Source organism: Micromonospora sp. CPCC 205554 (assembly GCF_036902745.1).
Taxonomy (GTDB): domain Bacteria; phylum Actinomycetota; class Actinomycetes; order Mycobacteriales; family Micromonosporaceae; genus Micromonospora; species Micromonospora tulbaghiae.
Window position 1 is genome coordinate 23427 of the sequence record NZ_JBAKHP010000038.1, and the last position, 24712, is coordinate 48138.

At 73.7% G+C, this 24712-nt stretch carries 27 protein-coding genes; 12 read left to right on the forward strand and 15 right to left on the reverse strand.

Translation table 11 applies throughout. From position 1 onward, the window contains the following. Nucleotides 1-51 precede the first annotated feature (51 nt). The 4 genes from V6U82_RS28805 to V6U82_RS28820 all read right to left on the reverse strand — a co-directional run bounded on the left by V6U82_RS28805 (nt 52) and on the right by V6U82_RS28820 (nt 3287). Nucleotides 52-1311, reverse strand: coding sequence for an Nramp family divalent metal transporter (locus tag V6U82_RS28805; protein WP_334466781.1), 1260 nt, complete (start codon nt 1309-1311; stop codon nt 52-54). 76 nt (nt 1312-1387) lie between these two features. Beyond that, entirely contained in the window at nt 1388-1579 is a 192-nt protein-coding gene (locus V6U82_RS28810) for a hypothetical protein (protein ID WP_128138634.1), read from the reverse strand. A 79-nt stretch (nt 1580-1658) separates the two neighbouring features. After that, complete coding sequence (locus V6U82_RS28815; RefSeq protein ID WP_334466784.1) at nt 1659-2528, reverse strand: manganese catalase family protein; 870 nt, start codon at nt 2526-2528, stop codon at nt 1659-1661. A gap of 15 nt (nt 2529-2543) precedes the next feature. Next, the gene (locus tag V6U82_RS28820) at nt 2544-3287 is read right to left on the reverse strand and encodes a sensor histidine kinase (RefSeq protein WP_334466787.1); all 744 of its coding nucleotides are present in this window, start codon (nt 3285-3287) and stop codon (nt 2544-2546) included. Between the two features lie 65 nt (nt 3288-3352). Here V6U82_RS28820 and V6U82_RS28825 point away from each other — a divergent pair, with 65 nt between their 5' ends. Next, the gene (locus tag V6U82_RS28825; protein WP_334466790.1) at nt 3353-4003 is read left to right on the forward strand and encodes a response regulator transcription factor; all 651 of its coding nucleotides are present in this window, start codon (nt 3353-3355) and stop codon (nt 4001-4003) included. A gap of 129 nt (nt 4004-4132) precedes the next feature. Here V6U82_RS28825 and V6U82_RS28830 read toward each other — a convergent pair whose 3' ends face one another. Next, nucleotides 4133-4780, reverse strand: coding sequence for a hypothetical protein (locus V6U82_RS28830; protein WP_334466793.1), 648 nt, complete (start codon nt 4778-4780; stop codon nt 4133-4135). 185 nt (nt 4781-4965) lie between these two features. On the opposite strand from V6U82_RS28830, the gene V6U82_RS28835 reads away from it, so the two are divergent. Then, a complete protein-coding gene (locus tag V6U82_RS28835) occupies nt 4966-6609 on the forward strand; it encodes a peptidase (RefSeq protein ID WP_334466796.1) in 1644 nt (547 codons plus the stop codon). 67 nt (nt 6610-6676) lie between these two features. Here V6U82_RS28835 and V6U82_RS28840 read toward each other — a convergent pair whose 3' ends face one another. Both V6U82_RS28840 and trmB read right to left on the reverse strand, forming a co-directional pair. Further along, nucleotides 6677-9181 (reverse strand): DEAD/DEAH box helicase, encoded by a 2505-nt coding sequence (locus tag V6U82_RS28840; protein WP_334466798.1) that lies wholly within the window; start codon nt 9179-9181, stop codon nt 6677-6679. A gap of 61 nt (nt 9182-9242) precedes the next feature. After that, nucleotides 9243-9869, reverse strand: coding sequence for a tRNA (guanosine(46)-N7)-methyltransferase TrmB (gene trmB / locus V6U82_RS28845; RefSeq protein ID WP_334466843.1), 627 nt, complete (start codon nt 9867-9869; stop codon nt 9243-9245). 139 nt (nt 9870-10008) lie between these two features. Here trmB and V6U82_RS28850 point away from each other — a divergent pair, with 139 nt between their 5' ends. Together V6U82_RS28850 and V6U82_RS28855 are read left to right on the forward strand one after the other, a co-directional pair. Next, nucleotides 10009-10590: a hypothetical protein gene (locus V6U82_RS28850; RefSeq protein WP_334466800.1), complete on the forward strand. Its 582-nt coding sequence runs from the start codon at nt 10009-10011 to the stop codon at nt 10588-10590. Between the two features lie 269 nt (nt 10591-10859). Next, entirely contained in the window at nt 10860-11471 is a 612-nt protein-coding gene (locus V6U82_RS28855) for a class F sortase (RefSeq protein ID WP_435125828.1), read from the forward strand. 161 nt (nt 11472-11632) lie between these two features. Here the strand turns inward: V6U82_RS28855 and V6U82_RS28860 are convergent, their stop codons facing one another. From V6U82_RS28860 to V6U82_RS28870, 3 genes are read right to left on the reverse strand one after another with little or no spacing between them, the layout of a single operon-like run. After that, entirely contained in the window at nt 11633-11947 is a 315-nt protein-coding gene (locus V6U82_RS28860) for an antibiotic biosynthesis monooxygenase family protein (RefSeq protein WP_334466803.1), read from the reverse strand. Nucleotides 11948-11972: 25 nt separating this feature from the next. Next, nucleotides 11973-12770: an exodeoxyribonuclease III gene (locus V6U82_RS28865; RefSeq protein ID WP_121686342.1), complete on the reverse strand. Its 798-nt coding sequence runs from the start codon at nt 12768-12770 to the stop codon at nt 11973-11975. Nucleotides 12771-12807: 37 nt separating this feature from the next. Then, complete coding sequence (locus tag V6U82_RS28870) at nt 12808-13728, reverse strand: proteasome assembly chaperone family protein (RefSeq protein WP_128138817.1); 921 nt, start codon at nt 13726-13728, stop codon at nt 12808-12810. A 393-nt stretch (nt 13729-14121) separates the two neighbouring features. Between V6U82_RS28870 and V6U82_RS28875 the strand changes: the two genes are divergently transcribed. The 3 genes from V6U82_RS28875 (at nt 14122) to V6U82_RS28885 (ending at nt 15991) form a co-directional block, all read left to right on the forward strand. Next, nucleotides 14122-14967 (forward strand): peptidase M23, encoded by an 846-nt coding sequence (locus tag V6U82_RS28875; protein ID WP_334466808.1) that lies wholly within the window; start codon nt 14122-14124, stop codon nt 14965-14967. Nucleotides 14968-15061: 94 nt separating this feature from the next. Then, on the forward strand, nt 15062-15208 hold the full coding sequence (locus tag V6U82_RS28880; protein ID WP_013285352.1) for a hypothetical protein: 147 nt from the start codon (nt 15062-15064) through the stop codon (nt 15206-15208). 39 nt (nt 15209-15247) lie between these two features. Continuing rightward, complete coding sequence (locus V6U82_RS28885) at nt 15248-15991, forward strand: EcsC family protein (protein WP_334466813.1); 744 nt, start codon at nt 15248-15250, stop codon at nt 15989-15991. 78 nt (nt 15992-16069) lie between these two features. Here V6U82_RS28885 and V6U82_RS28890 read toward each other — a convergent pair whose 3' ends face one another. Beyond that, entirely contained in the window at nt 16070-16912 is an 843-nt protein-coding gene (locus V6U82_RS28890; protein WP_334466816.1) for a GDSL-type esterase/lipase family protein, read from the reverse strand. Nucleotides 16913-17011: 99 nt separating this feature from the next. Then, complete coding sequence (locus V6U82_RS28895; protein WP_334466819.1) at nt 17012-17605, reverse strand: antibiotic biosynthesis monooxygenase; 594 nt, start codon at nt 17603-17605, stop codon at nt 17012-17014. Nucleotides 17606-17768: 163 nt separating this feature from the next. On the opposite strand from V6U82_RS28895, the gene V6U82_RS28900 reads away from it, so the two are divergent. From V6U82_RS28900 to V6U82_RS28920, 5 genes are read left to right on the forward strand one after another with little or no spacing between them, the layout of a single operon-like run. Continuing rightward, a complete protein-coding gene (locus V6U82_RS28900; RefSeq protein WP_013285356.1) occupies nt 17769-18032 on the forward strand; it encodes a DUF6343 family protein in 264 nt (87 codons plus the stop codon). A 12-nt stretch (nt 18033-18044) separates the two neighbouring features. Beyond that, nucleotides 18045-19457 carry an NADP-dependent succinic semialdehyde dehydrogenase gene (locus V6U82_RS28905; RefSeq protein WP_334466823.1) on the forward strand — a complete coding sequence of 471 codons (1413 nt, stop codon included), beginning with the start codon at nt 18045-18047 and terminating at the stop codon, nt 19455-19457. A 32-nt stretch (nt 19458-19489) separates the two neighbouring features. After that, on the forward strand, nt 19490-20461 hold the full coding sequence (locus tag V6U82_RS28910) for a TIGR03885 family FMN-dependent LLM class oxidoreductase (protein ID WP_334466826.1): 972 nt from the start codon (nt 19490-19492) through the stop codon (nt 20459-20461). Between the two features lie 37 nt (nt 20462-20498). Next, nucleotides 20499-22079, forward strand: coding sequence for a Na+/H+ antiporter (locus tag V6U82_RS28915; protein ID WP_334466828.1), 1581 nt, complete (start codon nt 20499-20501; stop codon nt 22077-22079). Beyond that, the gene (locus V6U82_RS28920) at nt 22076-22333 is read left to right on the forward strand and encodes a UBP-type zinc finger domain-containing protein (protein ID WP_128138199.1); all 258 of its coding nucleotides are present in this window, start codon (nt 22076-22078) and stop codon (nt 22331-22333) included. Before V6U82_RS28915 ends, V6U82_RS28920 begins: the two co-directional genes overlap by 4 nt. Before the next feature lies 1 nt (nt 22334). On the opposite strand, the gene V6U82_RS28925 is transcribed toward V6U82_RS28920, so the two are convergent. From V6U82_RS28925 to V6U82_RS28935, 3 genes are read right to left on the reverse strand one after another with little or no spacing between them, the layout of a single operon-like run. Continuing rightward, complete coding sequence (locus V6U82_RS28925) at nt 22335-22868, reverse strand: GNAT family N-acetyltransferase (RefSeq protein WP_334466831.1); 534 nt, start codon at nt 22866-22868, stop codon at nt 22335-22337. 23 nt (nt 22869-22891) lie between these two features. Then, nucleotides 22892-24229, reverse strand: coding sequence for an MFS transporter (locus tag V6U82_RS28930; protein WP_334466834.1), 1338 nt, complete (start codon nt 24227-24229; stop codon nt 22892-22894). Continuing rightward, nucleotides 24229-24525: a hypothetical protein gene (locus tag V6U82_RS28935; RefSeq protein ID WP_334466837.1), complete on the reverse strand. Its 297-nt coding sequence runs from the start codon at nt 24523-24525 to the stop codon at nt 24229-24231. Before V6U82_RS28935 ends, V6U82_RS28930 begins: the two co-directional genes overlap by 1 nt. Nucleotides 24526-24712: the final 187 nt, after the last annotated feature.

A 24712-nucleotide genomic window follows, 5' to 3' on the forward strand; every position in this document is an offset into this window, starting at 1 on the left:
GATCACCCGCGCCCGTCCCGCCGCACCAGGCCGGACGGGCGCGGGTGTGTCTCAGCCCGCCAGTTGCCAGAGCAGGAACGCGTTGAGCGCCACCACGAACGCGGTGATCGCCACCGCTGCGGCGGTGGTGGCCCGGCGGTTGACCAGGCCGCTCATCAGGTCCCGGCGGCGCGTGAACATCACCACCGGGATCAGCGCGAACGGGATGCCGAAGCTCAGCACCACCTGGGACAGCACGAGCGCGCGGGTCGGGTCGACGCCGATCGCGAGCACCACCAGCGCGGGCAGCAGCGTGATCATCCGGCGTACCAGCAGCGGGATCCGGCGACGCAGGAAGCCCTGCATGATGATCTCGCCGGCGTACGTGCCGACGCTCGTGGAGGCGAGGCCGGACAGGAGCAGGGCGACGGCGAAGCCGACCGCGGCGGCCGTGCCGAGCGTGGTGGCGAGCCCGGCGTGGACGCCTTCCAGGGTGTCGGTGCCGGGGATCGAGGTGCCGTGGAAGCTGCTCGCGGCGACCAGCAGCATGGCCAGGTTGACCGCGCCGGCGATGCCCAGCGCGATCAGCACGTCGATCCGCAGGCCCTTGGCGATCACCCGCCGCTGCGTCTCGCCCTCGGCGGGCAGGCGGTTCGGGGTCAGCGCCGAGTGCACGTAGATGACGTGCGGCATCACCGTCGCGCCCAGAATGCCGGCGGCGAGCAGCATGCTGTCGGTGCCCTGCATCCGGGGCAGCAGTCCGGCCGCGGCGTCGGACACGTCCGGTTGCGCGCTGACCAGGTTGACCGCGAACGCCAGCACGATCACGCCGAGCAGTACGGCGATGGCGATCTCGAACGACCGGAAACCCCTGGCGCGCAGCGCCAGGATGGCGAACGAGGCGGCGCCTATGATCAGGCCGCCGGGCAGCAGCGGGACGCCGAACAGCAGGTACAGCGCGACCGCCCCGCCGATCACCTCGGCCAGGTCGGTGGCCATGGCGACCAGTTCGGCCTGCGCCCACATGACCCGGTTGAGCGGCCGGGGCAGGTGTTCCCGGCACAGTTCGGGCAAGCTGCGCCCGGTGGCCAGGCCGAGCTTGGCGGTGAGCGTCTGCACCAGCATGGCGGCCAGGTTCGCCGCCACCACCACCCAGACCAGCAGGTACCCGTACTGCGCCCCGGCGGTCGAGTTGGTGGCGAAGTTGCCGGGGTCGACGTAGGCGACCGCCGCCACGAACGCGGGCCCGAGCAGGATGAGACGGCCGCGTACCGGGCGCGGGGCGCGGGCGGTCCGTAGCGGGGGCAGGACGGGCGAGTCGTTGGTTACCACTGGTGCTCCTCGACGACGGACGACGGGATGACAGACGACGGACGGCGGGGCGGCAGGGGTGGCGGTCGGGGACGGATCAGGCCGGTTCGTGCCGGGCGGTCGCCCGGTGGGTGGCCTGCGCCGGGTCGCGCTCCAGCGCGTCCGCGAGCGGGACCAGCGCGGTGAGGGCGGCCAGCGCGAGGACGGCGGGCAGGGCCAGGCCGGCGCCCACGGAGACGAGCGTGAGCAGGGCCAGGACGGCAGTCCTGGTGCGGTTGGACGTGGACATGGCGGCTCCCGGACGGATGCGGTGCGGAGGTGGGGGAGGCGCGCCGGGCCGCCGCGCGGGCGGCCCGGCGCGGGCGAGGTCAGGTGAGCTTGCTCTTGACGGTGTTGGCGACCTTGCCGGCCATCCCCGGGTTGGTGCCGTACAGGCGCGGGTCGCCCGGGGCGAGCACCGGCTCCGGGGCGTGCGCCCGCGGGCTGTGCTCGTAGCGGAACTCGCCCTTGCCGTCCGGCGTCGGACCGGAGGCCCAGCGGCCCTCGGCGGCGTCCTGCCCGGGAGAGAAGTCCAGGTAGGTGTAGCTGAACTCCTCGGTGAACTCGGGCGAGTCGGGGAAGGCGTCCGGCACCGGCATCTCCTCCAGGCCGTCGGACTTGAGCTGCTCGATGGCCGCCATCCACATGTTCTGGTGCATGGTGTCGCGGGCCAGCAGGAAGCGCAGCATCTGCTTGACGCCGGGGTCGTCGGTCATGTTGAACAGGCGGGCCACCTGGAGCCGGCCCTGGGCCTCGGCGGTGACGTTCAGGTGGAAGTCGGCCATCAGGTTGCCGCTGGCGGTGATGAAGTTGCCGTTCCACGGCACGCCGGCGCTGTCGACCGCCAGGGCCCCGCCGCCGCCGTGGATGAAGTGCGCCGGGTTGGACCCGCCGTAGATCGCGCCGACCATCGGGTTCTCCTCGGCGGCCTCCTCCAGCGACAGCGGCGCGTTCTCCAGAAGCCGGGTGATCATCGTGGCGATCATCTCGACGTGGCCCATCTCCTCGGTGCCGACGTCGAGCAGCAGGTCCTTGTACTTGCCGGGAAGCCGGCAGTTCCAGCCCTGGAACAGGTACTGGTTGGCGACCGTCATCTCACCCCACTTGCCGCCGAGGACCTCCTGGAGGCGGCGGGCGAACGCGGCGTCCGGCCCGTCCGGCTTGGCCTCGAACTGCAGGTCCTTCATGTGCGTGAACATGTCGTCTCCTCCGGTTCACCGATGCTGTCCTCTCCCGGGTGCCCGCTGCGGCGGCCCGCCGGGGCCGACCCGTGTCCCGGACGGGACAGGACGCACCGGGACCGGCAGCCGGACGTCCACCGCCAGCCCGCCGCCGCGGGGGCGGCGGGCGCGTACGGTCCCGCCGTACGTGTCGACGAGCCGCCGCACGATCCACAGGCCGAGGCCGTGCCCGGTGGCCGCCGGTACGGGCCGGGCCAGCGCCGCGCGCAGCGCGGGACAGGGGGCGCCCCGGTCGAGGACCGACAGCGTCAGCGTGCGGTCACGCGTCGCGGCGCGGACGACGATCTCGCCGTCGGCCGGGCCGTGGCGCCGCGCGTTGTCGACCAGGTTGGTGAGGATCTGCCGGACGTGCTGCTCGGGCACGGGCAGGCCGGCGGCCGCCCGGTCGAGCCGCGCGTACAGCCGGGAACCGGCCCCGGCCGTCACCGCGCGCACCACGGCGGCCAGGGGGACGCGGCGGGGTGGTTCCGGCTCGCCGCGGGCGCCGGGGCCGCCGAGGTCGTCCAGCAGAGCACCCAGGTGTACGGCGTGCTCGTGCGCCAGTGCGGCGATGGCTCGCCGGTCCGGCGTGGTCAGCGCCGCCTGTTCGGCGAGGGCCCGGGTGAGGGCCGTCAGGGCCTGCACCGGTGTGCGCAGCTCGTGGCAGAGCACCCGGATCGACAGCGACTCGTCCGGGTCGTCCGGTCCTCCCCACGGGCGTATGGACTGCACAGCCATGCCGGGTTGTTCCCGACCGTTACTCGCATATGCCACTAACCTGGGCTGGAAGGAGGAAAGCAGACATGGGGGACGGCGTCGTCCGGCTCGCGGTGGTGGACGACCATGCGCTGTTCGTCCGCGGGCTGGAACTGCTGCTGTCCGCCACGACCGACGGCCGGGCCCGCGTCGTCGGCTCGACCACCGACGCGGCCGGTGCCGCCGCGCTCGTGGCCCGGTGCGCCCCTGATCTCGCGCTCGTCGACCTGCACATGCCGCCGCCCGGCGGTCTCCGGGCGATCGCCGCCGTCCGCCGTACCAGTCCGCGGGTGCGCGTCCTCGCCATGTCCGGCTCGGACGATCCGGCGCCGGCGGTGGAGGCGCTGCGGTGCGGCGCCGAGGGATACCTGCCCAAGACCAGCGAGCCGGAGGACCTGTTGCCTCCACTGCTCGCCGTGCTGGACGGCTGGGCGGTGATGCCGGGCGCGCTGCTGCGGCGGCTGGTCGGGTCCGCCCGGTCGCCCGGGCTCAACCTCGACGACGAGGAACGCCGGCTGCTGCGGGCGATCGCGACCGGAGAAGCCACTGTGACGATCGCCGAGCGGATGCACACCTCCGAACGGACGGTGAAGCGGATGACCGCCTCCCTGCTGCGCAAGCTGCGGGTGACCAACCGGGTGGAGGCCGCCGCGCTGGCCGGACGGGCCGGACTGCTGGACGAACGCTCCGACCGGTGAGGCGCCGACCCGCCTCGGCCCGGATCACTCTGCGGCGCGGCCCCGGGTCGGGTCACCCTGCGGCGCGGCCCGGGACGGCGAACGGCCGTCCCGGGGGAGCGGGACGGCCGTTCGGCCGGGCGGCGGTGGTCAGGCGGCTGTGGACCAGATGGCCCGGAACGCGGCGGCCTCACCGGCCAGCCACTGCTCGATCTGCTCGGGCTTGACGTCGGCGGGCATCCGGTGCGCCTCGCCGCGCCGCACGTCGACCAGGACCGGCTCGGCGTGCGGCAGCACCGCGTCCATGTGCCGGGCCATCAGGTGCAGCGTGGCGAGCGTGGCCTCCTCGCTCGGCGGCGCCTCGTCGAAGTGCAGCCGGATCGCCTCGGCCCGGCCGTCGGCGAAGCGTACGCCGAACTGGGGGTTGATCTTCACCGGCAGGTCACCCAGCATGGCCAGCGCGTCGCGGGTCTGGGCCAGGTCGACGCCGGCCGGCTCGCCGAGCGAGTGCAGCCAGCGGGCCGCGCCCGGCACGAGCGCCTCGTAGAGCGGACGCCAGCGCGGCTTGACCAGGTCGGCGACCTGCGCGAGGTGCGTGCCGCCGGTATGGAAAGCGACGTCGGCCTTGAGCGCCTTGACGAACTGGCCGTGCGGGTTGAAGCCGTGCCGGCTGGCCCGCTGCCGGCGCAGCCCGCCGACGAAGGTGGCCTTGGTGGGGCCGGTGCGGTCGACGTACCGGGTGAATCCGAGGAGGGTGGCGTAGGGGGTGACAGGGGTCGCGGAGGTGGGCGCAGTCACGAGCATCCTCCCAGGTCAGCAGCTCGATTAGTACATACATTCTAATCGACGGGTCTGACATCGCCCAGGGTGCGAAAGGGGCATTGTCGATCCGTTCGCCGTCGGCCTGCCGACCAGACGGGACACCACACGATCAATCCGTCCCCTAGAGTGCGGTTCTTCCACACCTCTCTTCCGGAGTACCCATGCGATCCCTCTCGGCCCGATGGCCCCGCCTCGCCGTCGGCGCGGCGCTGCTGGCCACGACCGCGCTCTTCGCCCCGTCGACCCCGGCGCAGGCCGCCGACGAGCTGCCCGACCTCTTCGTCTCCTTCGCCACCGACCCCGTCGCCGAGATCGACAACAGCGGCACCACGATCGGGATGTACGTCTACAACTACGGCCAGGCCGACGCGACGGGGGTGACCGTCACGCTCGACCTCGGCAAGCTGTCGTCCGACGTCGTCGCCTCGGTGCCGGACTGGAACGACTCCTGCAAGCTCGCGGCGCAGAAGATCACCTGCGCCGTCGGTGGCCTGATGGCCGGCCAGACCGATGTCATCTACACACTGTCGCTGGCCAGCCGCACCGGTGCGGCCCCCGGCGACGCCGGATCGGTCGGAGTGACGATCGCCGGCGCGCAGGACGACGCCAACCCCGGCGACAACACGACCAGCTTCCCGGTCACGATCCGCGCCTCGGGCCCCGATCTGGTCGCCGCCGCCGACGACCTGAACGACAAGTCCAAGCCGGTGGGTGAGGGCGACCGGGTCCCGCTCTACAGCGGTGTGCTCAACGAGGGCGACAGCCCGGCGACCGACTTCACCGTCCGGGTCGACCTGCCCACCGGCGCCACCTTCGTCGAGCGGTACAGCGACTGCACCTACGTCGGCTACTACCCGAAGGCCAGCGGTCCGCCGTACGTCTACGGGCCGAGCCAGGTCACCTGCACGGTGCCGCTGACGCTCAAGCCCGGTGAGGGGCTGCTGCTGTTCGACGACGAGACGGGCGAGTCGCTGTTCAACATCACGTTCGGCCGCAACCTGCCGGGCCCGGACGAGAACTACGCCCTGTTCAGCACCGCGCTGGCCGGTGAGGCGGAGACGGCGAAGAAGGCCGCGGCGACCAAGGGCAGCGGCCCGTCGTTCGCCGCCGCCGCCGAGAAGCTGCACGCCAAGGCGGTCAAGGCGGGCCAGGCCCGCAAGGCCGTCGTGGAGCGCGAGCTCGACGAGTCGGACAACTACGCCGACTTCCGGTTCTGGAGCAAGAAGAACAGCCTCGACGTCGCCGTCACCGCCGCGCCGGTGAAGGGGGCGGTCGGCCAGACCGTCGACCTCACCTACGAGGTCGTCAACAACGGCCCGTCCGACGGCGGCGGCCCCGGTGTCCTCATCACCGCGCCGAGCGGCACGGTCCTGCTGCCCAGCGAGTGGTGCTACACCGACGGCCAGCCGGGCAAGACGCTGCCCGAGTCGGCGAAGCTGCGGTGCAACTTCGAGAGCGAGTTCCCGAGCGTCGCCTCCGGCTACGGCCGGATCAAGCCCACCGTCCAGCTGAAGATCAAGTCGACGCCGGGTACCGACGGCACGATCGTGGTCGACGGTGCCACGTCCTCGACCGAGTCGAAGCCGGAGAACAACACCGCTCGCATCGTCGTCGCCGTCGGCAACGGCGGCCCGGGCACCGGCGGCCCCGGGGACGGCAACGGTGGCACCGGCGGCGGCCTGCCGATCACCGGCGCGCCGGCGGCCACGCTCGCCGGTGTCGGCGCCGCCGTGCTCGCGGCCGGCGCGGTCCTGTTCGTCCTGTTCCGTCGTCGCCGCGTGGCGTTCCAGGCTCCGCGCGACTGATCGGACACGATCGCGGGGGCGGAACCGGTCCGGTTCCGCCCCCGCGGCGTACGTCAGCCGGACGCCGCTACAACTGGCCGACGTCGGTGATCCGGACCGCCGCCGCGCCGATCTCGTCCGAGGCGGCGAGGTCGATCTCGGCGCTGATGCCCCAGTCGTGGTCGCCGTCCGGGTCGTCCAGGATCTGCCGTACGGCCCACCGCTCGCGGCCCTGCTCGATCATCAGCAGCGCCGGCCCGCGCGCGTCCGGCCCCACCCCGATCGCGTCGTACGCCTCGAAGTACGGCTCCAGCGCGTCGGCCCAGGCGTCGGCGTTCCAGCCGTCGCCCGCGTCCAGCTCGCCGAGCAGATCCCAGCGGCGCAGCGCGGCCAGCTCGACGCGGCGGAACATCGCGTTGCGCACCAGCACCCGGAACGCCCGCGCGTTGCGCGTCACCGCCGGCGGCCGGTCGTCCAGCGACGCGGCCACCTCGGCCACGTCCGACGGGTTGCGCAGCCGCTCCCACTCGTCGATCAGGCTGGAGTCGACCTGGCGGACCAGCTCGCCCAGCCACTCGATGAGGTCGACCAGCTCCTCGGTCTTGGCGTCCTCGGGGACTGTCTGCCGCAGCGTCTTGTACGCGTCGGCGAGGTAGCGCAGCACCAGCCCCTCGGACCGGGACAGCCCGTAGAACTGGACGTACTCGGGGAACGTCATGGCCCGCTCGTACATGTCCCGGACCACGGACTTCGGGGAGAGCTGGTGGTCGGCGACCCAGGGGTGGCCCTGCCGGTACATCTCGTACGCGGACTCCAGCAGCTCGGCCAGCGGCTTGGGCCAGGTCACGTCGTCGAGCAGTTCGAGGCGTGCCTCGTACTCGATGCCTTCTGCCTTCATCGCGGCGACCGCCTCGCCGCGGGCCTTGAACTGCTGCGCGGACAGCACCTGGCGCGGGTCGTCCAGGATCGACTCGATCACGCTGAGCACGTCGAGCGCGTACGACGGGGACTCCCGGTCGAGCAGCTCGACGGTGGCCAGCGCCAGCGGTGACAGCGGCTGGTTGAGCGCGAAGTCGAGCTGGAGGTCGACGGTGAGGCGCACCCGCCGCCCCGTCTCGTCCGGCTCGGGCAGCTCCTCGACCACGCCGCCGGCGCGCAGCGCCCGGTAGATGGCGATGGCCCGGCGGATGTGCCGGCGCTGCGCGGCCGGATCCTCGTGGTTGTCGGTGAGCAGGTGCCGCATCGAGGCGAACGCGTCGCCGGGACGGCCGATCACGTTGAGCAGCATCGAGTGGCTGACCTGGAAGCTGGAGGTGAGCGGCTCCGGCTCGGCCTCGACCAGGCGCTGGAACGTCGGCTCGCCCCAGCCGATCGAGCCCTCCGGCGGCTTCTTCTTCACCACCTTGCGGCGCTTCTTCGGGTCGTCACCGGCCTTGGCGAGCGCCTTCTCGTTCTCGATCACGTGCTCGGGGGCCTGCACCACGACCCGGCCCAGCGTGTCGAACCCGGCCCGCCCGGCCCGGCCGGCGATCTGGTGGAACTCGCGGGCCTTGAGCAGCCGGGTGCGGGTGCCGTCGTACTTGCTCAGTCCGGTGAACAGCACGGTACGGATCGGCACGTTGATGCCGACGCCGAGCGTGTCCGTACCGCAGATGACCTTGAGCAGGCCGGCCTGGGCGAGCGTCTCGACCAGTCGGCGGTACTTCGGGAGCATGCCCGCGTGGTGCACGCCGATGCCGTGCCGGACCAGCCGGGACAGCGTCCTGCCGAAGCCCGAGGTGAACCGGAAGTTGCCGATCGCCTGGGCGATCATGTCCTTCTCGGCGCGGGTGCAGACGTTCACGCTCATCAGCGCCTGCGCGCGTTCCAGCGCGGCGGCCTGGGTGAAGTGCACGACGTACACCGGGGCCTGCTTGGTCTCCAGCAGCTCCTCCAGGGTCTCGTGCAGCGGCGTGGTCGCGTACGAGAAGAGGAGCGGGACCGGCCGCTCGGCCGAGCGGACGACGGCGGTCGGCCGCCCGGTGCGCCGGCTCAGGTCGTCGACGAAGCGGGTGGTGTCGCCGAGCGTGGCGGACATCAGCACGAACTGGGCCTGCGGCAGCTCGATCAGCGGCACCTGCCACGCCCAGCCCCGGTCCGGCTCGGCGTAGAAGTGGAACTCGTCCATGATCACCTGGCCGACGTCGGCGCGACGGCCCTCGCGCAGCGCCAGGTTGGCCAGGATCTCCGCGGTGCAGCAGATGATCGGCGCGTCCGCGTTGACGCTGGCGTCGCCGGTGAGCATGCCGACGTTCTCGGCGCCGAAGACCTCGCACAGCGCGAAGAACTTCTCCGATACCAGCGCCTTGATCGGCGCGGTGTAGAAGGTCGTCCGGTCGTCGGCCAGCGCCGCGAAGTGCGCCGCGATCGCCACCAGGCTCTTGCCCGAGCCGGTCGGCGTATTCATGATCACGTTCGCGCCGGAGACGATCTCGATGACCGCCTCCTCCTGATGCGGATAGAGGTCCAGGCCGCGCTCGGACGCCCAGGAGGCGAACGCGTCGTAGAGGGTGTCGGGGTCGGCGGTCTTCGGCAGCGCGGCGGTGAGAGTCATGGCGGCTCCCATCGTGCCTGGATCACACCGCGCCGCGCCAACCGGGTTCAGCACACCGGGTTCAGCGCCGCCGGTGGATCAGGTCGAAGACCTCCCGGCCGGCGGTCAGCGCGCGGCGCTCGAACTTCGTCACCGGCCGGTACGCCGGACGCGGCGCGTAGCCGCCGTACACGTCGACCAGCTCCGGATCGGCGGTGAGCGTCTCGCGCATCGACTCGGCGTACTCGGCCCAGTCCGTCGCGCAGTGCAGCGTGCCACCGGGTGCCAGCCGGGACCGCAGCAGCGCCACGTGCGCCGGCGCGATGATCCGCCGCTTGTGGTGGCGCGTCTTCGGCCACGGGTCCGGGAAGTAGACGTGCACCGCGTCCAGGCAGCCCTCCGGCATGGCCCGGACCAGGTCCAACGCGTCGCCCTCGGCCACCCGTACGTTGTCCAGACCGTGACGTTCGACCAGGTCGAGCAGGTTGGCGATTCCCGGCGTGTGGACCTCGACCGCCAGATAGTGTCGGTCCCGGTCGGCCGCCGCCATCGCGGCGGTGGCGTCGCCCATGCCGGAGCCGATCTCCAGCACCAGCGGCGCCCGCCGTCCGAACAGCGCGGTCGGATCGCACGGCCCGTCGAGGGCGGCGATCTCCAGGCCGTACGCGGGCCAGAGCCGGGTGAGCGCGTCGCGCTGCCGCTCGCTCATCCGTCCGCGACGCGGATGGAAGGTGCGGATGCGGGCGGCGGGGAGGTCGGGGAGGGTCACAGCGCCCCGAGCCTAGCCCGGATCGGATGTGATGTGCGCCCGGGGGTGAGAGGATTCATCCCGTACGCCGGGAGGGGTCATGGGGTCGTTCAGGGTACGTGAGGCGCTGCTGGTCGCGGTCGCCGCGTGCGCCGCCCCGCTGGTCGGCGCGATGCCCGCCCAGGCCGCGCCGCGCGCCGCCGAACCGGTGCCGGAACAGCCCCCGGCCGACGTGATCTTCGTGGAGGTCACCCCGGGCACCGTCTCGCCCGGCTACCTCGTCGGCATCCGGGCGAGCTGCCGGAACAACTCGGTTCCGGCGATCGTCACCTCGGACGCGTTCGGCAAGATCCAGGTGCAGCCGCAGCGGGGCCTGCTCACCGCCTCGCCGATGGTGCACGAGCGCACCCGGCCCGGCAACTACCGGGTCAAGCTGGAGTGCCCGGGCGGGGAGACCGCCTCCACCATGCTCCAGGTGGTCAAGCAGGGGCAGCCCACCCGGCAGCCGAGCCACGGGCCCAGTCACCTGCCCAGCCGCGGCCCGGCGACCGGTTTCGGCGGCACCGCCGGCCCCGGGCTCGGTGGCCTGCTGGTGCCGGTCGGGCTGGCGGTTACTGTGGTCGGCGCCGGGCTCGGCGTGGCCGCGTCCCGCCGGCACGCCCGCGGCGCCGCCCGAGGCTGAGGCCGGCGATGGCCGAGTACTTCGTTCCGCCGCCCGCCGGATCCCGGCGCTCCGGCCGGCCGTTCCTGGCCCTGCCCCCACCCGCCGCGCCGCCCACGGATGCCACCCGTCCGTCCGGCTCCGGCTCGGCCGCCGGGCCGCGACCGTGGTATCCGCCGTCGGCCGATCCGCCGGACCTGCGCACACGACCCGCGGGGCCGCCGCCGGTCGAGCCGCCACCGGCGTCGCCGGGCAGGGGGGACCGGAGCCGGGGCTCCTGGTCGAAGCCGCTGGCAGTGGTGCTGGTGCTGGTCGGCGTGTTCGCCACCGGTGCCGGGCTCGGCCGCACTGCCGGGCCGTTCGACTTCGCCGACGCGTCCACCGAGTCGAGCGGGTCGAACGGGTCGGGCGCGGCGGCTCCGGCGAGCGCTGCCGCCCCGGTCCGGAAGCCGGCGAGCCGACCGGTACGCCTGGCGGTGCCCGCCATCAAGGTCGACGCACCGGTGACCCCGGTCGGGCAGGCGAAGGACGGCTCGGTGGACGTACCGCCGCTGACCGAGCACGACCAGACCGGCTGGTACGACCGGGGAGCGGTGCCCGGCGACCCGGGCCGGGCGATCATCGTGGGCCACGTCGACACCAAGAGCGGCCCGGCCGTGTTCTACCGGCTGCGCTCGCTCAAGCCCGGCGCGCGGATCCAGGTGACCCGTGCGGACCGCAGCGTGGTGACCTTCACCGTGGACAGCGTCGAGTACTTCGACAAGTCGAACCTGCCGGCCGCCCGCGTCTACGGCGACTCGGGTCCGGCCGAGCTGCGCCTGATCACCTGTGGCGGCGAGTGGGTCGGCGGCCGTACCGGCTACCAGGACAACGTGATCGTCTTCGCATCCCTCACCCGCTGACCGCTCCCGCCCGACCCACCCCGCCGCCCCGGCCGCCCCGGCCGCCCCGGCCGCGTCGATCATGAGGTTGGCGGCGCAGGGCGCCCGTTTCGTCACCGCCAACCTCATGATCGCCGGAAGGGAAGAAGGGGGGAGGGCAAGGGGGTCAGGGGGTCAGGGGGTCAGGGGGTGGCGGGGACCTGCTGGACCACCTCGAACTCCAGCAGCGTGGCGCCGGTGGCGACGGGCTTGCGGGGTTCGCCGCCCTCGGCGTGCGCGGCCCGGGACGGGCCCTGCGCCCACGCCTGGTACGCCTCCTCGTTCTCCCAGCGCGTGTACACGAAGTAGCGGGTGTCCCCGGCGACCGGGCGCAGCAGCTCGAAGCCGAGGAAGCCGGGGGAGTTCTCCACCGCGCCGGCCCGGGCCGCGAACCGCTTCTCCAGTTCCTCGCCGGCGCCGGGCGGGACGTCGATCGCGTTGATCTTCACGACAGCCATGCGTCCACCCTAACCAGCCTCGGACTCAGAACGTCTCGACGGCCGGTGCCAGGTCCGCGTCGACCACGATCGGGGCGTGGTCGGAGGGGCCCTTGCCCTTGCGGGCCTCCCGGTCCACGTACGCGGAGCGGACCGCGCGGGCGAACGACGCGCTCGCGTACACCAGGTCGATCCGCATGCCCTTGTTCTGGTGGAACATCCCGGCCCGGTAGTCCCAGTACGTGAACGGGTGCGGTCCCTTCATGGGCGTCGGCACCACGTCCTCCAGTCCCAGGTCGCGCAGCGCGGCCAGGGCGGCCCGCTCGGCCGGCGTGACGTGGGTCGAGGTGACGAACAGCGCGGGATCCCAGACGTCGGCGTCGGTGGGCGCGACGTTGAAGTCACCGCAGACGGCCACCGGCAGGGGACCGGCCACCTCGGCTTCCAGGGCGTCGCGCAGTGCCGCGAACCAGGCCAGCTTGTACGCGTAGTGCGGGTCGTCCGGCGCGCGGCCGTTCGGCACGTACACCGACCAGACCCGCAGCCCGTCGCAGGTGGCCGAGATGGCCCGGGCCTCGGGCTCGGGGAACCCGGGCTCGCCCGGGAAGCCGACCGCCACGTCGGCCAGCCCGACCCGGGACAGCACCGCCACGCCGTTCCACCGCCCGTCGCTGTGGCTGGCCACCTCGTAGCCCAGCTCTCCCACCTCGGCGACCGGGAACGCCCCGTCGGGGCACTTGGTCTCCTGCAGGCACACGACATCGGGCTTCGTGGTGGCCAGCCAGTCGAGCAGCCGGGGCAGGCGGGCCTTCACCGAGTTGACGTTCCAGGTCGCCAGGCGCATGTCCCCAGCCTGCCGCATCCCCGCCCGCCCCGCCGCCTCAGCGCTCCGGGGTGTCGCCGGGGCGGGTCTGCTCGGCGAGGAAGCGTTCCAGCTCGGCGCCGAGTTCGTCGGCGGTGGGCAGCGGCCCGGTCTCGCCGGCGAGCAGGTTCTTCTCGCCCCGGCCCCGGGCGAACGCGTCGTACTGCTCCTCCAGCGCCTGGACCAGCGTCGCCGCCTCCTCGGTCTGGGTGACCTGGCGGTCGATCTCCACCCGGACCGCCTCGGCGGCGGTGCGCAGCGCCTCGACGGGCAGCAGCAGGCCGGTGCTGCGGGACACGGCGGACAGCAGCGCCTCGGCGGCGGCCGGGTACTCGGCCTGGGCCACGTAGTGCGGCACGTGCGCGGCGAAGCCGAGGGCGTCGCGCCCCTGCTCGCCGAGGCGGTACTCCAGCAGGTGGCCGACGCCGGCCGGCACCTGCACCTTCTGCAGCCACGGCTCGTGCCCGGCGATCAGTTCCTTGCGGGTGGCGTGCGCGGTGACGCCGCTGGGCCGGGTGTGCGGCACCGCCATCGGGATCGAGTTGAGCCCGACGGTGAGCCGGACGTCGAGGCGGGCGCAGAGCCCGGCGACGGCGGCCACGAAACGCTCCCACTGCAGGTCCGGCTCGGGGCCGGTGAGCAGCAGGAACGGGGTCTCGTCGTCGTCGCGCAGCAGGTGCAGCTCCAGCGCCGGGGCGTCGTAGGACTCCCAGTGGTCCTCGACGAACGTCATCACCGGGCGGCGGGAGCGGTAGTCGAAGATCTGGTCCACGTCGAAGCGGGCGATCACCCGGGCGTCGAGCGAGGTGAGCAGCTGTTCCCGGGCCAGCCGGGTGGCGTTACCGGCGTCGACGAAGCCGGTGAGCGCCTGGATCAGCACCGGCTGGCCGAGCTCGGGCAGCTCGTCGGTGAGTTCGTAGAGCTCGTGTGGATCGAGCACCGGTGGGGTCCTCCCTGTCGACGCGTACGGGGGAGCGCCGAGCGTGCGGTCTCCCCGGTTCGGCCAACGTACCGGGGCGGGTGGTCCATTCCGTTACGGCCACATCCGATGCCCGGATGATGATCACGATTCGGCTACGCCCCGGTCCGGTGACCCATATCCGGATCGTCCGAACGGACGAGTTAGTCGATCATCGGGCGGGACCGGGAGGTCTGCGGCGTTCCTGCCCGGCCCGCTGCGCGCGCCGTCGCCCGGGTGATTGGTCCGGTTCCCGAGGTCCGTGGTCCGCCGGCCCGCGCTGGGGTGAGGCGTCCGCTTCGAAACGGCCGAAGTGTGGCGAGGGCCACCCTTTGGGCCTGGGTGATCCCGGTTTGCCCTGCCTAGCCTCGTCGGATGCGTAACGACGGCAACCTCGACGACCCGTTCGGCTCCGGCCGCCCGGCTGACCGTTCGGACGATACCCCCTCCACCAACCGGTTGACCACACTCCGGGGACTGGTGCGGCGTACCCGCTTCTGGGCACCGACGAACCCCCGGCCCGGCCGGACGAAGCTGGCGGTCGCCACCGGCGCGGCCTGCTGCCTGGGCCTGGTCGGCGTCAGCCAGGCCGGCTTCGGCGCCCCGGACCGCGCCGCCGCCCCGGCACCCTCGGCGGAGGTCGCCGAGCGCGCGGCGGTCGACCCGGCCTCCCGGGCCATGGAACGGCCGAGCATCACCCCCACCACCCCCGGCGCCGGTCCGTCCGCGACCGCGAGCCCGAAGGCGACCGCCAAGCCGAAGCCGAAGAAGACGGTCCGGCAGATCGTCCCGGTCGCCGGCCTGGACCGCACCCAGATGAACAACGCCAAGAAGATCGTGCAGGCCGGCAAGGAGATGGGCGTGCCGCGCCGCGCCCTGGTCATCGCGGTGGCGACCGCCATGCAGGAGAGCACCCTGCTCAACTACGCCAGCGGCGTGCTGCCCGAGTCGCAGAACTACCCGCACCAGGCCATCGGCTGGGACCACGACTCGGTCGGGCTGTTCCAGCAGCGTCCGAGCAGCGGCTGGGGCACCGTCGAGCAGCTCATGGACCCCGAGTACGCGACGAAGGCGTTCCTGTCCGCGCTGGAGGAGATCCCCGGCTGGCAGGACCTGCCGCTCTCGGTCGCCGCCCAGGCGGTGCAGATCTCGGCGTTCCCGGACGCGTACGCCCAGCACGAGTGGCGGGCCGGCGAGGTGGTGGCCGAGATCCTGGGCTGACCCGGACGGGTGGTTGCCGGAGGGCCGATTCGGGTATCAGGGGCTTGCCGGTCCCAGGTACACATGAAGGGGACCGCGGGACGGGAGGACCCTCATGTCGCTGATGCAACGGATCACCGCCTTCCTGCGGTCGCCGCGGGGCCAGCAGTTGGTCGACCGCGGCCGGCGTGAGATGTCGAAGCCGGAGAACCAGGCCCGGCTGCGGCAGATCGCGAACCGGCTGCAGTCGCGCCGGCGCTGACCCGCGTCACCCCCGCCGCACGAGCCTCCGGAGCCCTTCGTGACCGACCCCGCCCCCGTCGACGGGGAGCCCAACGCCGTCCCCGCCGCCCCCGTCCCGCCGGTGGAGGCGCCCGAGGCGCCACCGGCGAAGCTGTGGGACCGGATGCGGGACGACCCGCAGTACGCGCCGGAGCACCTCGCTCTGGAGGCGGTACGCCGGCTCGGCCCGGAGGCCGCCCAGTGGGCCGCCCGGGAGCGGGCGCTGCGGCCCGGCGCGCCGCCGGAACAACTGGCCGACCAGGCGGTGCGCAAGTTCGTCAACCACGCCCGGCTCTCCGGCGCGGTGTCCGGCGCGGCCGGGCTGCCCGGCGCGGTGATCGACGTGGGCGTGCTGGCCTGGACCCAGGCCCGGCTGGTGCTGCACGTCGCCGCCGCGTACGGCGCCGACCCGACGCACCCCGACCGGGCCACCGACCTGCTGGTGCTCCAGCGGGTGCACAAGGTCGCCGAGACGGCTCGCCTCGCGCTGGGCGTGGCCGCCGGCCGGGAACGGGCCGGCGCGTTGTTCGGCTCCGCCGGTGACCGGGCGCTGGGCCGGGTGATGCTCCAGCTCGGGGTCCGGCTGGCCCGGATGGCCGGGGTGCGCGCCGCCAAGCGGATGTTCGCCAAGGTCGTGCCGGGCGCCGCGATCGTGCTCGGCACCTGGGCCAACTCGTCGGCGACGAAGGAACTGGCCGACCGCACGCGCGCTCTCTACCGCGCCGCCGCCCCTCGGCAGCTACCCGGCCCGCGCCGGCCCTGACGCATCCGGCGTCGGCCGCTCACCCGGGCGGCCGGCACCGCCCAGATGGCCGACCGACGGCCGCCGGATCCCGGCCGGTCAGTCCGCCCAGCCGGAGGCGTTCCAGGCCACTTCCGCGAGCCGGCCCTGACCGGCCGCGTTCGGGTGGAACCAGTCCAGCGCGTTCACCTGGTCCAGGCTGAAGCGGTGGCGGTGCACCGCGCCGCCGTCCCAGCGGCAGCGTGACCCGTACGCCCGGCAGGCGGCGCGCAGTTGCCCGTCGTACGCCTCGATCCGGTCCCGGACGCGGGCCCGGCGGGCCACCGCGGCGGGCGCGGTCGACGTGGCGTCGGCCAGCAGCGACGGGCAGACGCCCCGCGACCAGGCCCGCACGGCGCGCGGCTCGGTGTGCCCGATCTGCCAGAGCCGGTGCAGGTCCGGGATGCTGACCACCAGCACCCGGGCCTTCGGCCGGCCCTCGCGCACCACGCCCAGCGCCGCGTCGACCTGGTTGCGGAAGGTCGCCACCGGTGTCATGTCGTCGACGTCGCCCCGGCAGGCGTCGTTCGCCCCGATCAGCACGGTGACCAGGTCGGCCTTGTCGCGTACCGCCGACCGGGACTGTCCGGCCAGCGCGGCCGCGCGGGCCCCGGGCACCGCCCGGTTGTACGCCCGCAGCCCCGGCGCGTCCGCGCGCAGCCGCCGGTAGAGGCTCTCCACCCGCAGGCCGTCCCCGGTCGACCAGGAGTTGCGTTCGCAGCTCACCAGCACCAGGCAGGAGCCGTAGCCGGTGCTCACCGAGTCGCCGAGCGCGACCAGCACCCCCGGCTCGCCGGGGCGGGGCGTGCCGGAGGGCCGGGGTGACGCCTCGCCGGAACCGTCACAGGCGAGCGCGACGAGCGCCGCCAGGCAGGCCAGCGCGGCGATCCAGCGTCGAGGCATCGGTCCCCCGTCCGGCGGCGGCAACGGGCGCGTCGACCCTATGCCCCGGCGGAGTCCCGGCGGCGGTTCTGTCGGCTATCGGGCATCGACCACTGCCGTTCACATCTGTCGTGTCGGCGCAGGCCGGCCGTGCAGCCACCGGTGCAGCGCCCGGGTGATCCGGGGCAGCACGAGGTAGGTCATCAGCGGGGTGAGCACGAGCGTCATCAGCAGCGTCCGGCCGGCCAGCGGCACGCCGGCGAGGAACCGGGTGGTCAGCAGCGTGGCGGCCAGGCTGAGCGGGAAGAACGCCAGCCAGATCGTGACCGCCTGCTTCCAGCGCGGCGGCGCGGCCGGTTCCGGCTCGCCGAACGTCTCGACCACGTGGTCCACCGGCGGGTCGAACCAGCCCTCGATGCCGGTGCGCCGCTCCACCCGGGTGTGCTCGACGATGCCCTGCGCCGAGCTGAGCCACCAGCGCCGCTGCGGCGAGTCCTCCCAGCCGCGCAACGTGTCCGCGTCGGCGAAGCGGTACATCACGTGCCACTCGCCCGAGCCGGGGGCGCTGCGGACGAAACCGGCGCCGAGGAAGCCCGGGAAGCTCTCCGCGAGCGCCGTCCCGGCCCGCATCCACGCCACCACCTCGTCGGTACGCGCCGGGTCGGCGCGCCGGGACACGGCGACGGTCACGGGTACGGCCTGCGTCGTGGTCATGCCATCCTCTCCACCGTCCCGCGGGATCTCCGCCGGGGCCGGCGCACCGATGTAACGCACCCGCCCGCCGGGCGCATCCGGCGCCTGCCCGCCGGGTGTCGCGGATCACCGGCGTTCCCGCGCCGGCCGGTTATCCCCGCCCGTGCCGGGGTAGGCCCCAGGAATGACCCGATCACAGCCCCGTCGCGCCCGTGGCACGGTCGGCCACGCCAACAGCGCCCTGAACCTGCGGCTCGCCCTCGCCACGTTCGGTCTGGTCGTGATGACCGTCTTCGCGGTGCTCGCGTTCGCCGCGGACATCGCCTGGCTGGGTGTCGTCTGCGCGCTGCTCGCCGTGGTGGCGGTGGTCGACCTGGTCGTGATCCAGCGCCGCCGCGCCGCGCGCCGCCGCGAGGAACCGGGCGTGCGGCACTCGCTGTTCGAGTGACAGGAGTACGAGATGCCCATCGCCACCACCAATCCCGCCACCGGACAGGTGCTCAAGACGTACGAGGCGATGTCGGACGAGCAGATCGACGCCGCGATCGAGCGGGCCGACCTCGCGTTCCGGCAGTTGCGTGACACCACCATCGCGCAGCGGGCCCGGTGGCTCACCGCCGCCGCCGACCTGCTCGACGCCGAGCGCGACGAGACGGCGCGGCTGATGACCACCGAGATGGGCAAGACGTACGCCGCCGCGAAGGCGGAGGTCACCAAGTGCGCCACCGCCTGCCGCTTCTACGCGGGCAACGCGCCGCGGATGCTCGCCGACGAGCCCGCCGACGCCGCCGCGGTCAAGGCGAAGCGGGCCTACGTCCGCTACCAGCCGATCGGCCCGGTGCTGGCGGTGATGCCGTGGAACTTCCCGCTGTGGCAGGTGATGCGCTTCGCCGCCCCGGCCCTGATGGCCGGCAACACCGGCCTGCTCAAGCACGCCTCGAACGTGCCGCAGACCGCGCTCTACCTGGAGGACCTGTTCCGCCGGGCCGGTTTCCCCGAGGGCGCGTTCGCCACGCTGCTGGTCGGCTCCGACGCGGTCGACGGGATCCTCAGCGACCCCCGCGTCCGCGCCGCCACGCTCACCGGCAGCGAGCCGGCCGGCCGGTCCATCGCGCAGATCGCCGGCCGGGAGATCAAGAAGACGGTGCTGGAGCTGGGCGGCAGCGACCCGTTCGTGGTGATGCCCTCGGCCGATCTGGACACCGCCGCCGAGGTCGCCACCACCGCCCGCTGCCAGAACAACGGGCAGTCCTGCATCGCCGCGAAGCGGTTCATCGTGCACACCGACGTGTTCGACGCGTTCGCCGAGAAGTTCGCCGCCCGGATGGCGGCGCTGCGCGTCGGCGACCCGATGGACGACGGCACCGACGTCGGCCCGCTGGCCAGCGAACGCGGCCGCGACGAGGTGCACGCCCAGGTCACCGACGCGGTGGACCAGGGCGCGACGGTGCTCTGCGGCGGCGAGAAGCCGTCCGGGGACGGCTGGTACTACCCGCCGACCGTGGTCACCGACCTGCGCCCGGAGATGCGGATGTGGAGCGAGGAGGTGTTCGGGCCGGTGGCCGGGCTCTACCGGGTCGGCTCGTACGACGAGGCGATCGAGGTCGCGAACGGCACCAGCTTCGGTCTCGGCTCCAACGCCTGGACCAACGACCCGGCCGAGCAGGAGCGCTTCGCCGTCGACCTGGACGCCGGCAACGTGTTCATCAACGGCATGACCACGTCCTACCCGGAGCTGCCGTTCGGCGGCGTGAAGAACTCCGGGTACGGCCGCGAGCTGTCCGCCGCCGGCATGCGCGAGTTCTGCAACACCAAGACCGTGTGGATCGGCGAGGGCGAGGCGGGCGCGGGCGTCGGGGCGCACTCCGAGTAGACGCGATTGGCCGGACGCCGTCACGGGTAGGAGTGGCGACCATGACGGCGTTCGGCTTCCACGCATCCCACGAGCAGATCCACCCGGCCCGGCTGCTGGAGGCGGTGATCCACGCCGAACGCGCCGGCTTCGACGCGGCCATGTGCTCCGACCACTTCTCGCCGTGGAGCGAGCGGCAGGGCCAGTCCGGGTTCGCCTGGTCCTGGCTCGGCGCCGCGCTCCAGGCCACCAACCTGTCCTTCGGCGTGGTGAACGCGCCCGGCCAGCGCTACCACCCGGCGATCATCGCGCAGGCCATCGGCACGCTCGGCGCCATGTACCCGGGCCGGTTCTGGGCCGCGCTGGGCACCGGCGAGGCCGCCAACGAGCACATCACCGGCGAGGTCTGGCCCCGCAAGGACATCCGCAGCGCCCGGCTGCGCGAGTGCGTCGACGTGATCCGGGCACTGCTGGCCGGCGAGGAGGTCAGCCACGACGGCCTGGTCACCGTGGACCGGGCGAAGCTGTGGACCCGGCCGGAGGAGCCGCCCGCGCTCGTCGGTGCCGCCGTCAGCGTCGCCACCGCCCGCTGGTGCGCCGAGTGGGCGGACGGGCTGATCACCGTCAACGCGCCGGTCGAGCACCTGCGGCGGATGATCGACGCCTACCGGGACGCGGGCGGGCGCGGCCCGCTGCACCTCCAGGTGCACGTGAGCTGGGCGCCCGAGCAGGAGCAGGCCGAGTCGATCGCGTACGAGCAGTGGCGCAGCAACGTGTTCGCCCCGCCGGTCTGCTGGGACCTGGAGACCCCCGAGCACTTCGACGTGGCGAGCGCCGACGTGCCGATGTCCAAGGTCGCCGAGACCGTGAACGTCTCCGCCGACCTGGGCCGGCACATCGGCTGGCTGGAGGAGTACGTGGCGCTGGGCTTCGACCAGATCGCGCTGCACCACGTCGGGCAGGAGCAGCGCGCGTTCATCGACACGTTCGGCGCCGAGGTCCTGCCGAAGCTGCGCTCCGCCTGATCACACGTCGGCCCTTCGGCGCCTAGGCTCGTCGTTCGTGGATGCTCTGTTCGAGGTCGTGGTCTTCCTGGCCATCGCGACCTTCGGTGCGGCGCTGGCCCGTCGGCTCGGCCTGCTGGCGCCGATCCTGCTGGTGGTGCTCGGCCTCGCGCTGTCCTTCCTGCCGTTCTTCCCGCACGTGCGGCTGGACCCGGACCTGGTGCTGGTGGGCATCCTGCCGCCGCTGCTCTACGTGGCGGCGCTGGAGACGTCGGTTCCGGCGTTCCGGCTCAACCTGCGGCCCATCCTCCTGCTCGCCGTCGGGCTGGTCGTCTTCACCGCGTTCGTGGTGGGCACCGTCGTGCACTGGTTCCTGCCCGAGCTGCCGTACGCGATCTGCCTGGCGCTCGGCGCGGTGGTGGCGCCGCCGGACGCGGTCGCCGCCACCGCGGTGGCCCGGCGGGTCGGCCTGCCCCGGCGGGTCGTCACCATCCTGGAGGGCGAGAGCCTGGTCAACGACGCCACCGCGCTGGTGCTGCTGCGGGTCGCGATCGTCGCCGCGACCGCCACCACCGGCGGCGTCGGCGTCGGCGACGTGGCCCGGGAGGTGGTCGTCGCGGCCGGTGGCGGCATCCTGGTCGGCCTGCTCGGCGTGGTGGTCTTCGGCTACCTGCACAAGCGCATCACCGACCCGGTGCTGGACAACGCGCTGTCGCTGATCGTGCCGTTCGCCGTGGTCTTCGCCGCCGAGGAGATCCACGCCTCCGGCGTGGTCGCCGTGGTGGTGACCGGCCTCGGCATCGGGCACAAGCTGCCCACCCTGCTGTCGGCCGCCTCCCGGCTCCAGGTGACCGCGTTCTGGCGGCTGATCCGGTTCCTCCTCGAAGGACTGGTGTTCCTGCTGGTCGGTCTGCAACTGCCGGAGGTGGTGCGCGACCTCGACGAGCCGTTCGGCTCGCTGGTGGCGATCACCGCCGCGGTGCTCGCCGCCGTCTTCCTGGCCCGGTTCGTGTGGGTGTTCCCGGCCACCTACGTGGCGCGGCTCGTACCCCGGGTCCGGCAGCGCGACCCGGCGCCGCCGGTGCAGTTCCCCGTCGTCATCGGCTGGGCCGGCATGCGGGGCGTGGTGACGCTCGCCGCCGCCCTGGGCCTGCCGCTCACCCTCGCCGGCGACACGCCCTACCCGCGCGGGCTGCTCATCTGGCTGGCCTTCGCGGTGATCGTCGCGACGCTGGTCGGGCAGGGCGCCACGCTGCCCTGGGTGGCCCGGCGGCTGCGGCTGCCCCCGGACGACCCGGTGCAGGACGCGTTGTCCGCCGCCGGGGTGCAGCAGCGGGCCAGCCGGGCCGCCCGGGAACGCCTCGACGAGCTGGCCGCCGGCGCGCCGGCGGCGGTGGTGGAACGCCTGCGCGGGCTGACCACCTCCCGCGCGAACCTGGCCTGGGAACGGCTCGGCGGCACCGAACGGGAAACCCCCTCCCAGGCGTACGCGCGCCTGCGGCAGGAGATGATCGACGCGGAGCGGGAGGTGTTCCGGGCCGCCCGCGACTCCGGGCAGATCCCGGAGGAGGTGCTCACCCGCGCCTATCGTGATCTGGATCTGGAGGAGTCCATGCTGCGACAGGAGGCCGTCGAATGAGTTGCCAGCACCTGGCCGAGGCGGGCACGGCCGAGCCGGACACCACGACCGAGTGCCCCGACTGCGTGGCCATCGGCAACCCGGACTGGGTGCACCTGCGCGCCTGCCTCACGTGCGGGCACGTGGGCTGCTGCGACTCCTCGCCGTACCAGCACGCCACGAGGCACTTCGAGTCCACCGGGCACCCGGTGATGCGGTCGATCCAGCCGGGGGAGTCGTGGCGCTGGTGCTTCGTGGACGAGGAGATCGGCTGACTCAGCCGACCCGGCGCTCCAGCACCTGCCCGGTCCACGTCGGACGGCCCGGCCGCTCCACCGTGAACGGCTCGGTGGCGGTGAACCCGCAGCTCTCGTAGAACCGCACGAGCGCCCGGTCCGGGCTGCGGAAGCAGTCCACCCGCAGCAGGCCGACGCCGCGTTCGCGGGCCAGCTCCGCCGCGTACGCCAGCAGCCGCGCCCCGACCCCGCGTCCCGCGTACGCCCGGTCGGTGACCAGCAGGTTCACGTACAGCTCCGGTTCGGTGGCCGGCGGCACGTACTCGGTCGCCGCGCCCACCACCAGCGCGCCCGCCACGGTCGCGTCGATCTCGGCGAGGTACAGGCCGTCACCGGCCGCCCACGCCTCGGCCTGGGCGATGCGGCGCGGGTCGATCGACGCCGGCTCGGTGCCCCACTGGTCGGTACGCCCGCGTTCGGCCAGCCAGGCGGTGGCGCTGTCGAGCAGCCGGAGCAGCGTGGGGGCGTCGCCGGGTCCACCCGGGCGGATGGTGATGCTCTGCTGGTCGGTCATCCCGCCATGCTGCTACACCGGGCTCAGCCGGGCACCCCGGCGGGTCGTGCCTGCGGCACCGGCCGGTCCGCGACCGCCCGGCGGGCCAGCGCCGGGGCGGCCAGCCCGGCGGCGGCGAGGACCCCGCCGAGCACCAGCCAGCCGACCGGACCGCCGCCGAGGACCAGCAGCGTGAGCAGGCCCCGGCCGAGCGCCTGGGCCAGCCCGGCGAGCAGGCCGTCCGCGCCCTGGTAGGCGCCGATCGCACCCGGTGGGGCCAGGTCGTAGGCGAGGCCCGCGCCGGCCGCGCCGTGCCACAGGTCGCCCACCGTCCACACCGCCGTCGCGACGAGCAGCAGGACGACCGCCGGGAGCGCCGGCAGGACGCCGGTCACGGCGTACAGGGGCGTCGCCGCGGCGAGCACCAGCCCGGCCCGGCGCATCTTCCGGGCGGCCGGCGCGGCCCGCTCCGCGCCCCGACTCAGCCGTACCGCGAGCAGCACGGTGAGGACCGTGTTGACGAGCAGCACCGCCGACACCACAGGTGGCGGCGCGCCGGCCCGGTCCACAGTCCACAGCGGCACGACGAGCACGAGCACCGTCACGTGCGTGCTCAGCACCGCCGACGCGCCGCTCACCGCGAGGAACCGTCCGTCCCGCAGCGGCCCGCCGCGGCGCAGTCGTCCGCCGCGCCGCGGCCTTGTCGGCGTGCGTCGCGTGCCGGCTGTCGCGGGCGGCCCGGGCGCCGTCTCCGCGCCGGCAGCCCGGCTCGCGCCGGCGGACCGTCGCCCGCCGTCGGCGGCCGGCTGCGGCGGCAGGCGCAGCAGCAGCGCCGCCGAGAGCAGATAGCTGGCCGCGTTGCCGACCACGAGCACCTGGTACGCCCGGTGGGTGTCCACGGCGAGGGCGATCCCGGCCAGCGCGGTGCCGACGGTGATGCCCAGGTTCGCCACCGCGCGCAGCGTGGCGAAGGCGTGCACCCGGCCGTCCGGGCCGCCCACCGCGGCGACGAGCGCCGCCCGTACCGCCAGGTTGCCGGCCGCGAGCAGCGCCTCCGGCACCGCCACCGCCAGGAACGCCGGGAGCGAGCCGACCAGCAGGTACGCCAGCGCGGCGACCGCCTGACCCACCTGGAGGACGGCCCGGAGCGTACGCGGATCCCACCTGTCGGCCAGCCCGCCCAGCGGCACGCTCGCGCTGAGCCCGACCAGCCCGGCGACGGTCAGCCCGGCGCCCACCGAGGTGGCGGAGAGGCCCACGTCCCGGGTCAGGTAGAGCGCCCCGCCCGCGAGCCACAGCCCCGCGCCGACGGTGTTGACCAGTGTGGCGTACGCGAGCGTGCGCAGCGGCCCGGGCGGCGGGAGCGGCGAGACGCGCCCCATCAGCGGGGTCCGTCCAGGGCCATGCGGTCGACGCTAGACGTGCGCCGGAACGCGAGATGCCGGACGAGCATCCGCGCCTCCACCCGGGACAGCGCACGTGGGTCGGCCGCGGACGGCCGGACGAACCGATCCTCATTCCAGCGCCGCAGCACCTGCGCCGGGCGGACGGCCTCGGCGCGGTCACGGGCGACCCCGAGAAGCAGCGTTCGCAGGTCCGCCGACGGGAGTGCGGCGAGCGCATCGCGGCTACCGGCTGGCATTGCCGCCCACACCCGACGTTCCGCGTCGCTGCCCACGAGGGTCACGGTCGCGCACGTGCCGGTGCGAGTCCACCGGATTCTCGGCAAGCCGGGTGACGCGGACGGCGGCCCTGTTGGGAAGGACGAGATTCTGAACGTTATGCCTCTCAGTCATAAATATGGGTCTTGTGACGGATGTGTGGGTCGGGTGTTCATGGGCGGGGTAGTTCGGGTCGGTGGCCGC